Origin of the sequence: Kribbella sp. NPDC050470 (assembly GCF_044458365.1) — a bacterium.
Lineage (GTDB): Bacteria > Actinomycetota > Actinomycetes > Propionibacteriales > Kribbellaceae > Kribbella.
In genome coordinates this window covers 453,542-465,621 of record NZ_JBITHV010000001.1, presented here as the reverse complement: position 1 = coordinate 465,621, position 12,080 = coordinate 453,542, and the positions used below count along the sequence as shown (strand labels likewise).

Sequence of the window (12,080 nt, the reverse complement as noted above, 5' to 3'; positions counted from 1 at the left end):
AGCAACCAGTCATGTCCGTTGACCGCCGTTCCGTCCTCCGGGGAGCCGCCGCCGGCGCCGCCGGGGTCGGTTTCGCCACCGTCGGAACCGTACCGTCGCTCGCCGAGGCCACGCCCGGACCGAAGCACTCGCCGTACCCGACGCACCGCCCGTTCCCGCCGCTGCTGGACGACCCGGCCGGCGTCCTCGCGCTGCCGCCCGGCTTCCGGTACAAGATCGTCACCAAGGCCGGCGAGACCAAGCTCAAGACCGGCCAGCCGACCCCTGGCGCGCACGACGGCACCGCGGTTTTCCGCGACGACCGCGGCCGGCACCTGCTGATCCAGAACCACGAGATCGGCAGCGCCAACGCCCTCGGCGTACCGCCGCTCGCCGGCACCGTGTACGACGCGGGCGTCGGCGCGGCCGGCGGTTGCACGGTCATCTCGGTCGACCGCGACGGCACCAACCTCGGCGAGTGGGTCGGCATCTCCGGCACCCTCACGAACTGCGCCGGCGGCCACACCCCGTGGGGCACCTGGCTGACCTGCGAGGAGACCGAGTCCAAGGCGAACGGCACCACCCGGCTCAAGGACCACGGTTACGTGTTCGAGGTCTGGGGCGACGGCAAGACCGCGCACCCGGTCCCGCTGAAGGCGCTCGGCCGGTACGCCCACGAGGCCCTGGCCGTCGACGAGGACCGGACCCACATCTACCTGTCCGAGGACGCCTCCGGCCCGAACGGCCTGTTCTACCGCTGGAGCGGACCGCGCGGGTACGAGCTCGGCCCGGACAGCTGGCAGGAGCTCGCCGACGTCGACTTCGGCACCCTCGAGGCGATGGCGATCCTCGGTGACGACGGCAAGCCGATCCCGGATGTCGCCTACCTGACGTCGGCCCAGCTGCTCCGACCGTTCCGGGTCGCCTGGGTGCCGGTGCCGGACCGGGACGCGGTCTCGGTCTCCTGCCGCCGGCAGCTCGCCGACGGCACGGTCACCCGCGGCAAGAAGTTCGAGGGCGTCTTCGGCACCGACCAGGGTGTGTACGTCGTGAACTCGTACGCCGAGTCCGGCACCGCCGACCTGCCGGCCGACGCCGTCCCGCACGACGGCATGGTGTGGTTCTACAACTACCAGGCCCGGACCATCCAGCTGGTCACGTACTTCCCGGAGAACGCGGCCGCCGACAAGGGCGCCGAGGCGCGGTACGACGACTTCAACTTCGACAGCCCGGACAACGTCACCGTCACCCCCTGGGGCTCGCTGGTCCTGGCCGAGGACGGCAACGCCTCGAGCCACGTGCTGAGCTCGACGCCGGGCGGCCCGACGTACGCGATCGCCCGCAACATGCTGAACGACTCCGAGTTCACCGGCCCCGCGTTCTCGAACGACGGCAAGGTCCTCTTCGTCAACCTGCAGTCCCCCGGCATCACCTTCGCCATCACCGGCCCCTGGCGCGACTACCTGGGCTGAGCCCGACTGACATCCGAGGGCCGTCCGCTGGGCGGCCCTCCTGTCCTGCGCCGGAGGTGAGGAGGTACTGGCCGACGGCGTAGGACGACATGACGAGGGCGCCGCGGCCGGGGAAGTCGCGGCCGGCCAGGCGCATCGCGATCAGGGCGTCGGAGATCAGGAACAGGGTGCCGCCGAGGCCGCTGCGGGGGTTGTGCCAGCGCGAGGCGATCGCGGTTGCGGTCAGCAACAGTGCGTACGCCGCAACCGGGACACGCTGGCCGCCCAACCCGGGAGCCAGGACCGCGATCAGGGCTGCCCAGAGAGCGCCGTACGCCGCTATCACCCGCCACGACCGCTGTCCTGGCTGCCCGAGGAAGAAGGCCAGGTAGCAGGCGTGGGCCGCGGCGAAGGCGGCGATCCCGGCCAGCTGCAGATCCGTCTCCAGCAGGATGTCACCGGCGGCCGACGCCAGCAGCGCGGCCTGGATCAACGGTGACGCCTTCTCGGTCCGCGCCCAGGACAGCAGCAGCGGCATCAGCGACACCTTGCTCGCCTGCTTCAGCACCTTCACGTCACACGCGACGGCGACCACCTGCACCACGGTCGCGCCCCAGTACGCCGCCAACCGCCACCGCCCGCTCGCCAGCCGCCCGAGTCTCATGCCGCGAGTGTCCGCACCCTCGGTGAGCCCCCGGTGAAATCGGTGGGAACCTTCCGTGCCCGCTCGACACAAGACAGGTGCAAGGCAGTCTTGACGAGGCGATCGGAGCGCGGATGCGCGGCAGCACCTGTGGAAATGACTCGTGAGCGGGCTCCAGGCCGTGCAGGATGGCCTCATCATGTCGACGATCTCGGACCGGAGCCTGTGGGATCGGGCCACCAGCGGCGACTCCGAGGCGTTCGGGCAGCTGTACGACCGGCATGCCAAGGCGATCTACAACTTCCTGTACCGGCGGACCGGCTCCTGGAGCGAGGCCGAGGACCTCACGTCGACCGTGTTCCTGCACGCGTGGCGACGCCGTACCGACGTCGTCCTCGACCGGGACTCCGCGCTGCCGTGGCTGCTGCGGACCGCGGACTACACGGTCCGGAACGCGTGGCGCGCCAAGCTGCGCTACCGCCGGGCGCTGTCGGCCGCGCACCAGCTGGTCGAGCACGTCCGTGACCACGCCGACGACGTGGCCGGGCGCCTCGACGACGATCGCCGGATCCAGCAGGCCCGCGCGTCGCTGAAGCACCTGCCGGCGCAGGAGCGCGAGATCGTCGAGCTCTGCATCTGGGCCGGCCTCGACCAGCAGGCCGCCGCCGTCGCGCTGAACGTCCCGATCGGCACGGTGAAGTCCCGGCTCTCCCGGGCCCGCAAGCACCTGCGCGAGCTGAACCTCCTGTCCCCCGTGGAGCCGCAGTCATGACCACGCCTCCTCCGGAGCACGACCTCCGTCCCGAGACCCGCCTCCGCCAGCGCGCCGAGCTGATCGCCATCGTCGAGCGGGATTCGGCCACCACCCCGCGGCGCAGGTTCGTCCCTTTGGTCGCCGCCGCGGCCGTGGTCGCGATCATCGCCGGCCTGGCGATCGGTCTGCCCGCGCTGCGGCGCGACAACAGCGAGCCCGCGGTCAGCGGCGACCCCCAGCCCCTCACCACCGAGCCGTTGACTGCCGGTGACAAGTCCAAGTACGGCAAGATCTGCTTCTCGCGCAGCCGGTTGCCCATGATCAAGCAGCGCGAGGGCTACCAGGTGGTCGACGGGTTCAGGTTCGCGAGCGCGCCCGCCAACACCTTCACCACCTCCTGGGTGGTCATCAAGAACACCTCACTCGGCATGTGGACGGCCTGCGGGCTGAACGCCCAGGACATGGTGATCCAGTTCACGACGAGCGGCACGGACCAGCCGCAGTACCGCGCCGTGGAGACCCGGATGATCGGCGCCGGCACCTACGCGGCGCACGTCACCCGGATCACCGTGGCCGTCGGCAACCAGTCCCCGGTCGACGCGGTGCTTCGGCACGGGTTCTTCTTCACCGCGGTCCCGTACGTCCGGGTCCGCGGCCCGCACACCGACGCCACTCCCCTGCCGTACACGATCCACGGGTACGACGCCACCGGCACGCTGGTGTACAGCAGCCCGAAGAACGACGGCGAGTGGCGGGCCCAGGGGCGAACCTGCTACATCGACCCGAACGGCAAGCTCGTCGGCTGGATGAGCGACAACCCGCATCCGGACCCGAGCACCTGCCGTCGCAGCTTCATCTGGAACTACCAGCCAAAGTGATGCCGAAGCCCGGGCGGTCGGAGAGGTTGAGGTGGCCGTCGGCCAACTCGTAGCCGTCGCCATCGGTGCCGAGGATGTGACCGGGGACGCCCTCGATGATGGGGACGTTCCCGAGTCCGGCTGCGATGTGGGCGGCGTACAGGGTCTTGAGCGGCGCGCCCCACGCGTGCGGTGAGCCCTCGGCGGAGGCTGCCTTCAGCTCCGGCATGAACCGCCGCCACGCGGTCAGGCCGTAGCCGACGGCATCCATCAGCGCGACGTCGACCAGACCGGCCTGGGCGAGCCGCAGGATGTAGCCGGCATCCGGGTCGAACTCGCCGTCGGCGATCCGCGGCTGCCACGGCAGCGTGGCCAGGTGGTCGCGCAGGAACTCGAGGTCCTCACGGCGTTCGGCGAACACCTCCTCGATCCAGTACAGGCGGCAGTCGGACACGGCCTCCAGGTACGACGTGAGCGCGTTGACGCTGAAGCCGTCGTTCGGGTCGACCAGGATCTCCGCGTCCGGGTAGAGCTCGCGGGCGAGCCGGGTCACCTCGATGTCCCGGTCGAGGCCGGCCTGGTACGGCATCCAGCGGTACCCGCGGCCGAGCTTCAGCTTGAAGTCCCGGAATCCGAACTCGTGGTCCTGCGCCAGGTTCTGCTTGATCGCGGTCAGCCCGGCCGGCGCGTCCTCCGGGTCGAGGTCGTCCAGGTAGATCCCACCGCTGTAGCACCGCACCCTGGCCGGCCCGGCACCGCCGAGCATCGCGTACACCGGTACGTCGAGAATCCGCGCCGCCAGATCATGCAACGCGTAGTCCAGGAACTCCGCCTGCGGATCCATCACCCCACGCTCCGGATCGATCAGCTCCGCCACGTTCCGCCCGATCAACCCAGCCGGATCCCCCGCCGACAGGGGGAGCCCCCACCCAACCGCTCCCCGGTCCGTCTCCACCACGTACGCCGTCTCGCGCCCACCCCGCCCGTGATGCCCCCGAAACGAGTTCCGCCCAACCTCCCGGATGTACTCCGACCCCACTTCCGCCGTACTGATCCCACTCACCACATGCCCCGACAGACTCATCCGTCCTCCGTGCGTCAGACTCCGCGTGCTGGTCCTCGCCCATCCTGCCCAGCCCGCGCAGACCTAGTCGAGCGTCTTCAGGAGCTAGCTCAGGCAGACGTACGCGCCGGGTCTGTGAGCGCTCCGGTGACCATCGTCGGACAACGCACAATCCGGGGGCCAGGTAATGATTGCCCTATCATTTCGGGTCCTGGGGTCCTTCGTGCGGGTATCCGTTCGTTTGAATGGGCAGGTGTCGATGCCTTCCGTTGCTGGCGATGCGACGCGATTGCTGGAGCGGTTGGCGTTGCGTTATGCGGCGGTGGTGCATGGGGCCGTGGGGGTCTCGTGCGGGCTGGTCGGGCTGGTGAGTGCGGAGCCGGCGATGCGGTGGCGGGCGGCCGGGCTGGTTGCGCTCGTGATCGGGTGGGGCGGTTTCTACAGTTGGCGGCTGCTTCGGGGCTCCGCGACCTGGTTGGTTGTCGCCGATGTCGCAGTGGTGGCGTTCGTCGCCGTGAATCTCGGGGTGACCGAGCGGCTGGAAGTGCTGGCGGTCGGCGCGGGGTGGGTGATCAGCTGGGCGAGCTTCGTGTGCGTGTCGTACCAGCTGCACACGTCGGTCCGGTTGGGGTTCGGCGCGACAGTGGTCGTCGATCTCGCGATCGCAGTCGGTGCGTGGCGGGCGGCGCCGCAGTACTGGACGGGCTGGGTGGTCGGGCTCATCTGGTTGCTCGTCTCGGCCGGGTTGTCCCGCTGGCTCTGGGTGCTCGTACGGCGAGGCGGCACGCTGGCCGACCAGGCGGCCGAGGAGACCTCGCGAGTACGGCGTGAGCGCGAAGTCGCCACCGCAGTACGCGCGGACGAGCAACGGGCCGTCCGGATGCTGCACGACACCTCGTCGACCACCCTGCTGATGATCGGCGCCGGATACGTTCGCCCGACCGACGACTGGCTTCCGGACCAGGCTGCCCGGGACCTCGCCGCCCTGTCCCGAGTCCCGGAAGTCCTTCCCTCCAAGGCAGATCGCGACCTCGGCCAGGCGCTCCGCGAAGTGACCGAGAGCAGTCCGTTGACCATCAGACTCGAGGGAGACAGCCACATCTCGCTCCCCGGCGATGTGGTCGCCGCACTGGCCGACGCGGTCCATGAGGCGCTGTCCAACGTCCTGCGTCACTCCGGCCGTCGTACGGCGACTTGCCGGGTCAGCCAGCCGCTAGGCGCCGTACAGATCGAGGTGATCGACGACGGCGTCGGCTTCCACGGTGCGGCAGATGCGCGACGCGGGATCACCCACTCGATCGTCGAAACCCTGCAGGCGGTCGGCGGCTCGGCGCAGTTCGAGTCGCAGCTTGGGCGCGGGACCACCGTTCGCCTGCTGTGGCAAGCGAAACACCGTTCCGAGCCGACCGATGAGGCAGCCGTCTGGCAAGCGAATCTGGCCGGTTCCACCACCAGCGGGCTGCACCGCCAACTGCGTCTCGCGACCTTGATCATCACCGCGGCCGTGCTCTACCTGCTCGCCCCCGCAACCCTGTTCAGCAACCGCGCGGAGTACGACTCGATAGCTGTCCAACTGATCGCATTCGGCCTGTTGTCGCTGGTGTTCGTCACCGGCGCGATCCTGTTCGAACGCGACCTCAGCTGGGGCCGCTGGCGGTGGGCCGCGATCGCCGTGATCGCCGCGGCCGGGCTGCTGAGCGCGTCCGGTGTCGAGCACACCGCCCACGCGCTGGCGAGCAACTGGTTCGTCGGTACGGCGCCTTGGCTCGCCCTCGTCGTACTCGGTGAACGGCTCAAAGAGGTCGTAACCGTCCTCGCGATCAACCACCTGATCGCGATCGGCCGGATGCTGACGCTGCCGGTCGACGGCGTCGAGACGGGCTACCTGGCCGGAATGATCACCAGCGCCGGCTACCCGCTCGCGGTCGCAGTCGCCACCTCGCTGCTCGCTTCCCTTGCCCAGCAGGCCGCACAGCAGCGCCGGGAGGCGGAGGAGGTCCGCATCGCCGACCAGCTCGCGGCACAGACCCACGAGAGGCGCCAGCGCCGCTACGCCGAACTGTCCGCGACGGCAGGCCCGCTGCTGGCCGGCCTGGCCGATGGAACGCTCGATCCACAAGACGAATCGGTACGGCGCCGCTGCGCGATCGAGGCAGCGCGGATGCGCCGGATCTTCGCCGAGCACGACGAGACACCCGATCCGCTGCTGCACGAACTCCGGGCCTGCGCCGATCTCGCGGACCGCCGCGGCGTGCTCGTCACGCTGGCAACCGCCGGAACGTGGGCCGCTCCCCCGCTGCCGGTACGGCGTGGGTTGACCGAAGGACCGCTGATGCTGCTGGCAACGGCGGCCAGCCAGGCACGCATCACGGTGTCGTCCACCGACGGATCGCTGGCGGTAAGCGTGGTGGCCGACGCGCCCGATATCGACGTACCGCTACCAGTCGGTCACAATGTGCATCTGAGTACGACGCGGCACGACGGGCTGCTCTGGGTGGAGGCGCAGTGGGCAAGCCGATCATCGCAGTGATCGTGGAGGACCATCCGGCGACCACGGCGGGAGTGCGGGTGTGGTGCGCGCAGGCCGACCCGCCGATCGAGCTGATCGACGTCGGCGACCGCCTCGCCGAGCTGTGGACGGAGCCCGCCACCATGGCCGACGTGGTCATCTTCGACCTGCACCTGGACGACCGCGACGGCCGCATCCCGGTCCCCGAGTACGGCGCTCTGACCGAGCTGGTGGACGCCGGTCGCTCGGTCATCGTGTACTCGTCGAGCTCCAACCCGGACACGATCACGCGCTGCATGAGCCTCGGCGTCGACACCTACCTGACCAAGCACGAAGGACCGGAGCACCTGGTCCCCGCGATCGTGAAGGCCGCCGCCCATCTGCCGCACACCGCACCCACGCTGGCCGGCACCATCCAGGCCGACAAGCGGGTCCGGCTCAGCACGCAGGAGCGGGACGCCTTGCGCGCCTGGTTCCAGACCGGCTCCAAGCAACTCGCCGCCCAGCGCCTCGGCGTCAGCGCCCGCACCGTCGAGACCTACATCGACCGTGCGCGCATCAAGTACGCCAACCTCGGCCGCCCGGCCGGCAGCATCGCTGCCCTGATCCGCCGCGCCCTCGAAGACCACGTGGTCACCGTCGAGGACCTCGCGACCGAGTAGGTCGTGTCTGGTGGTTCCACCAGACACGACTTAAATGCCCGGGATTTCCCGGACCCACTCCTGCTCGCGCGCCACCTACCGTTCCAGGCATGGGCTGAATTCTTCGCCCAGGTTGCGGGGGGTGGCGCACTGCCGGTCAGCACAGGGGGACCGACCAGCAGTGCGCCGACCGACATACCGTTCCGATGGCTTCTGGCGACCCCGTGAGGCGGGATGCTAGTGCCGCAGAGGTCAGCGGGACGGGAGTCGTGGATGTCGGACTGGTATGTGGAGCGGCGGCAGGATCGGGAGCTCGATGCGCTCCGGAGTGAGATGTCGCAGGCGTTCTCCGAGGCGTCGAGCCTGCGGTCGAAGGTGTCGCAGTTGCAGGGCAGCCTGGACTCGCGGCTGCGGCAGTTGAGTGACGCGTTCGACGCGTTCGTGGAGCTGTCCGACATCCGGTACGAGCTGATCGGGTTCGCCGACGCGGCCGAGGTACGCCGGCACGCGACTCAGGTCCTGACAGCGCTGGCGTCGGGGCAGCAGCCGCCGGCCGCGGGAGCCGCGGTGCCCGGCTACTGGTTGCAGCCCGCAGTCGCGACGATCCACGGCCTGTCGGCCGAAGCGACCGCCCTGCCGGACGGACCGTTGTCCGAGGCAATGGCTCTCGACAAGGACCGTACGTCGATCTTCCTCTGCCTGGCCCTGGCCGCGCTGGGACGGCGTGACCTCGTCCAGAACACCTGGCTCGAGACAGCCTTCGGTACGCCGGCCGACGGCAAGGTCACCCGATTGCAACGCGCGTTGTGGTCCACCGGCGCGCGCGGTGGACTCGGCGCGGAGGGGCAGACGCTGGTCATCGAGCGGCTGCGGGAGCACGTCAAAGGCTTGAGCTGGCTGGAGACAGTCCTGAGCCGGGGCAAGGCCGTGCGGCATCCGCATCCGGGCTTCACCGAGATCGCCACCGCGGCCAACGCGCGGGACCGGCTCAGCCAGCTCCGGGCCGCCGTCGACACGATCGCGGGCGACACCACCGTCCGCGAACCCGACCGGGATCTCGCGTACGGCGAACCCGACCCCGACAGCGCGTCGTCCGTGCTGCGGATGCTGATCTCCGAGGGCAGCGAGCACGAACGCGAGCCGCTGTCCCGGGTCGCCGAGCTGCGAGCCCGGATCACCAACACCTCGGCCGCGGCCGGCGCGATCACCGACCCGGTCGACACGATCGAGAACCTGCTGCGGGCCGACCTGCGACGCGAGGACGAGCCGCACCTGTCGGCGACCGCGTTGCGGGTGGTGGCGGACGGCGTACTGACCGAGGCGGAGGAACTGGCGAAGACCGCGGGCGGGCTGATCCCGACCGAGATCGTCTGCAAGGTCGGCCGCCGGGACATCACCGTGCTTCCGGATGGTCCGGACCAGCAGTCGATGGCCGCTGCGGTGGCGAAGATCAACTCCGAGGCGCCGCCGCTGACCGTGAAGTCCGCGGCCGGGGCGATCGCGATCGCGGTGACCGGGCTCGTGGTGGGAATCGGTCTGGGCATTGTGCACTCGTTCTGGATCGTGATCGGCGTGGCGATCCTGGGCGTCGCGGCGCACCGGTACTGGCGGGCGCGTACCCAGGTCGCGGAGGCGAAGACCGATGCGGCGGACCAGATCGCCCGGCTGAAGGAGAAGGCGACCGAGACCGCCGGCGAACTGGCGTCGTACAAGGCGGGCGCCCGGGACCGTGAGGCGGCGATCGCCGCCGACCTCACGGCCGTCCGAGAGCAGCTGACCTCGAACGCCTGAGCGTCCAGGCCGAGGGTCGCTAGGCGTCCAGGTCGGTGGCGACCAGGTCGGCCACCTTGCGCAGGACCGCGTCGTCGTCGCAGGAGACGGTGACGTCGTCGCCGCACTTGGCGCCGAGCGTCATGATCAGCAGGGCCGACCCGGCGTCGACCGGTAGGCCGCCGTTCGTGGCGAGCGTGACCGGTACGCCGGCCTCGGTGGCGGCGGCCGCGATCAGGGCAGCGGGACGGGCGTGCAGGCCGACGGAGGAGCCGACGGTGACAGTGGTGCTGGACATGGGAGTTCCTTTCAGACCGTGACAGCAGTGCGAGTTTGGGTGGTGGCGGGTTTGCGGCCGAGCTGTTTGGCGACCGTCACCGCGGCCGCGCCGACCACCGCACCGGCGAGGAGGGCGAGCACGAACCAGGCGATGTGGCCGATCGCGAAGAAGACGAAGATGCCGCCGTGCGGTGCGGACAGCGTCACGCCGCCGGCCATCACCAGGGCGCCGGTGATCGCGGAGCCGAACATGATCGACGGGATCACCCGCAGCGGGTCGGCGGCCGCGAACGGGATCGCGCCCTCGGTGATGAACGATGCCCCGAGCAACCAAGCGGCCTTGCCGTTCTCCCGCTCCGCGGTGCTGAACAGCTTCGGCCGGACCGCGGTCGCCAGCGCCATCGCCAGCGGCGGCACCATGCCGGCCGCCATCACCGCGGCCATCACCTTGAGCGAGGCGGGGTTGTCGACCGCCAGGCCGGCGGTGGCGAACGCGTACGCCGCCTTGTTCACCGGGCCGCCCATGTCGAAGGCCATCATCAGGCCGAGGACGATGCCGAGCACGATCGCGGACGAGCCGGACAGGCCGTTCAGCCAGCTCTCCAGGCCTGAGGTGATCGCGGCCAGCGGCCGGCCGAGGACCAGGAACATCAACCCGCCGGCGATCAGCGTCGCGCCGAGCGGAATCACCACGACCGGCATCAGGCCGCGGCCCCAGGCGGGCACCTTCAGCCGGCTGATCCACAGCGCGGCGAAGCCGGCCAGCAGGCCGCCGACGATACCGCCGATGAAGCCGGCGCCGACGGTCGTCGCGACCACCCCGACCGTGAAGCCGGGCGCGATGCCGGGACGGTCGGCGATCGCGAAGGCGATGTAGCCGGACAGCGCGGGCACGAGGAAGCCGAAGGCGAGTGCGCCGAGGCTGAACAGCACGGCGCCGAGGTACTGCGCGAGTCCGCCGGACGGAAGGTTGGCGAGCGAGTTGTTCGCGACGATGTCGGTCGCGGAGGCGTTGATCTGGTAGCCGCCGAATAGGAAGCCGAGCGCGATCAGCAGCCCGCCGGCCGCGACGAACGGGATCATGTAACTGACGCCGGTCAGCAGGATCTGCCGCAGCCGCACGGCCCACGACACGTCACCGGAGCGCTTGTCCTTGCGCGGCGCGGCCGTCGACGCGGAGGCCTCGACCCGGGGAGCATCCGGGTCGGCCCCGGCGGCGAGGGCGTCCGCGATCATCGCGTCCGGCTCGTTGATCGCCCGCTTCACGCCGGAGGCGACAACCGGCTTGCCGGCGAACCGGCCGCGGTCCTTCACCCCGACGTCGGTCGCGAAGATCACCGCGTCCGCCGCGTCGATCTCGTCCGGCCCGAGCGGCGTCGAGGCCCCGGACCCCTGGGTCTCGACCAGAACCTTCACGCCCGCCCGCTTGCCGGCCGCCACCAACGAGTCCGCCGCCATGTAGGTGTGGGCGATACCCGTCGGACAAGCCGTCACCGCCACAACCTGCCGCTGCGCGGCCGAAGCCGGCTCGGAAGGAGCCGCCGCACCAGGCGCGGAGGCCGGGGCAGCAGGCGCGGAGGCCGGGGCAGCAGGCGCGGATGCCGCGGGCTCGGCGGCGGGAGCCGCCGAGGATGCCGCGGACTCGGTGGCAGGAGCCGCCGCGGGTGCTGCTGGAGCAACGGCTGCTTGCACCAGGGCGACCACCTCGTCGGGGGTGGTTGCCTCGCGCAACGAAGCGACGAACTCCGGCTTCACCAGGGAGCGGGCCAGTGCGGTCAGCAGGGTCAGGTGGTCGGCGTCCCCTTCGGCGGGTGCCGCGATCAGGAAGACGAGGTCGGCCGGCCCGTCCGGCGCGCCGAAGTCCACCCCGGGCTGCAACCGCGCGAACGCCAGCGTCGCCTCCGTGACGTACGACGACCGGCAGTGCGGGATCCCGATCCCGCCGGGCAGCCCGGTCGCGGCCTGACCCTCGCGGGCCAGGGCGTCGCCGTACAGCCCCTCGACGTCGGTGGCCCGCCCGGCCTCGACGACCCGGGTCGCGAGGTGGCGGATCACGTCCGGCGACGTGCTGCCGAGGTTCTCGTCGAGGACGACGAGGTCGGCCTGGATGATCTGGGACATGACAGTTCCTCTC

The 12,080-nt window shown here is 70.6% G+C and carries 10 protein-coding genes; 6 read left to right on the top strand and 4 right to left on the bottom strand.

The window, feature by feature from the left end; translation table 11 throughout:
• The first annotated feature begins 11 nt into the window (after positions 1 to 11).
• The gene (locus ACIBGM_RS02085; RefSeq protein WP_360515680.1) at positions 12 to 1,451 is read left to right on the top strand and encodes an alkaline phosphatase PhoX; all 1,440 of its coding nucleotides are present in this window, start codon (positions 12 to 14) and stop codon (positions 1,449 to 1,451) included.
• On the opposite strand, the gene ACIBGM_RS02080 is transcribed toward ACIBGM_RS02085, so the two are convergent.
• Positions 1,420 to 2,094 carry a lysoplasmalogenase gene (locus ACIBGM_RS02080; RefSeq protein WP_360515677.1) on the bottom strand — a complete coding sequence of 225 codons (675 nt, stop codon included), beginning with the start codon at positions 2,092 to 2,094 and terminating at the stop codon, positions 1,420 to 1,422. The genes ACIBGM_RS02085 and ACIBGM_RS02080 overlap by 32 nt on opposite strands.
• 178 nt (positions 2,095 to 2,272) lie before the next feature.
• On the opposite strand from ACIBGM_RS02080, the gene ACIBGM_RS02075 reads away from it, so the two are divergent.
• Positions 2,273 to 2,845 carry an RNA polymerase sigma factor gene (locus ACIBGM_RS02075; RefSeq protein WP_396384193.1) on the top strand — a complete coding sequence of 191 codons (573 nt, stop codon included), beginning with the start codon at positions 2,273 to 2,275 and terminating at the stop codon, positions 2,843 to 2,845.
• Complete coding sequence (locus tag ACIBGM_RS02070) at positions 2,842 to 3,705, top strand: hypothetical protein (RefSeq protein WP_396384192.1); 864 nt, start codon at positions 2,842 to 2,844, stop codon at positions 3,703 to 3,705. The genes ACIBGM_RS02075 and ACIBGM_RS02070 overlap by 4 nt, the downstream gene beginning before the upstream one ends.
• Here ACIBGM_RS02070 and ACIBGM_RS02065 read toward each other — a convergent pair.
• Positions 3,680 to 4,768, bottom strand: coding sequence for a mandelate racemase/muconate lactonizing enzyme family protein (locus ACIBGM_RS02065; protein WP_396384191.1), 1,089 nt, complete (start codon positions 4,766 to 4,768; stop codon positions 3,680 to 3,682). The genes ACIBGM_RS02070 and ACIBGM_RS02065 overlap by 26 nt on opposite strands.
• Before the next feature lie 238 nt (positions 4,769 to 5,006).
• Here ACIBGM_RS02065 and ACIBGM_RS02060 point away from each other — a divergent pair, with 238 nt between their 5' ends.
• The 3 genes from ACIBGM_RS02060 to ACIBGM_RS02050 all read left to right on the top strand — a co-directional run bounded on the left by ACIBGM_RS02060 (position 5,007) and on the right by ACIBGM_RS02050 (position 9,688).
• Positions 5,007 to 7,277 (top strand): sensor histidine kinase, encoded by a 2,271-nt coding sequence (locus ACIBGM_RS02060; protein ID WP_396384190.1) that lies wholly within the window; start codon positions 5,007 to 5,009, stop codon positions 7,275 to 7,277.
• Positions 7,253 to 7,918: a response regulator gene (locus tag ACIBGM_RS02055; RefSeq protein WP_360515663.1), complete on the top strand. Its 666-nt coding sequence runs from the start codon at positions 7,253 to 7,255 to the stop codon at positions 7,916 to 7,918. Before ACIBGM_RS02060 ends, ACIBGM_RS02055 begins: the two co-directional genes overlap by 25 nt.
• A gap of 252 nt (positions 7,919 to 8,170) precedes the next feature.
• Positions 8,171 to 9,688, top strand: a complete 1,518-nt coding sequence (locus ACIBGM_RS02050; protein ID WP_360515660.1) for a hypothetical protein — start codon at positions 8,171 to 8,173, stop codon at positions 9,686 to 9,688.
• 19 nt (positions 9,689 to 9,707) lie between these two features.
• On the opposite strand, the gene ACIBGM_RS02045 is transcribed toward ACIBGM_RS02050, so the two are convergent.
• On the bottom strand, positions 9,708 to 9,965 hold the full coding sequence (locus ACIBGM_RS02045) for an HPr family phosphocarrier protein (RefSeq protein ID WP_360515657.1): 258 nt from the start codon (positions 9,963 to 9,965) through the stop codon (positions 9,708 to 9,710).
• A gap of 11 nt (positions 9,966 to 9,976) precedes the next feature.
• The gene (locus ACIBGM_RS02040) at positions 9,977 to 12,067 is read right to left on the bottom strand and encodes a fructose-specific PTS transporter subunit EIIC (protein WP_396384189.1); all 2,091 of its coding nucleotides are present in this window, start codon (positions 12,065 to 12,067) and stop codon (positions 9,977 to 9,979) included.
• Positions 12,068 to 12,080 lie beyond the last annotated feature (13 nt).

Coding starts and splice junctions, on each gene's coding strand:
- ACIBGM_RS02060 (WP_396384190.1), top strand. CDS start 5,007: ATGCCTTCCGTTGCTGGCGATGCGACGCGATTGCTGGAGCGGTTGGCG.
- ACIBGM_RS02045 (WP_360515657.1), bottom strand. CDS start 9,965: ATGTCCAGCACCACTGTCACCGTCGGCTCCTCCGTCGGCCTGCACGCC.
- ACIBGM_RS02050 (WP_360515660.1), top strand. CDS start 8,171: ATGTCGGACTGGTATGTGGAGCGGCGGCAGGATCGGGAGCTCGATGCG.
- ACIBGM_RS02085 (WP_360515680.1), top strand. CDS start 12: ATGTCCGTTGACCGCCGTTCCGTCCTCCGGGGAGCCGCCGCCGGCGCC.
- ACIBGM_RS02075 (WP_396384193.1), top strand. CDS start 2,273: ATGTCGACGATCTCGGACCGGAGCCTGTGGGATCGGGCCACCAGCGGC.
- ACIBGM_RS02040 (WP_396384189.1), bottom strand. CDS start 12,067: ATGTCCCAGATCATCCAGGCCGACCTCGTCGTCCTCGACGAGAACCTC.
- ACIBGM_RS02065 (WP_396384191.1), bottom strand. CDS start 4,768: ATGAGTCTGTCGGGGCATGTGGTGAGTGGGATCAGTACGGCGGAAGTG.
- ACIBGM_RS02070 (WP_396384192.1), top strand. CDS start 2,842: ATGACCACGCCTCCTCCGGAGCACGACCTCCGTCCCGAGACCCGCCTC.
- ACIBGM_RS02080 (WP_360515677.1), bottom strand. CDS start 2,094: ATGAGACTCGGGCGGCTGGCGAGCGGGCGGTGGCGGTTGGCGGCGTAC.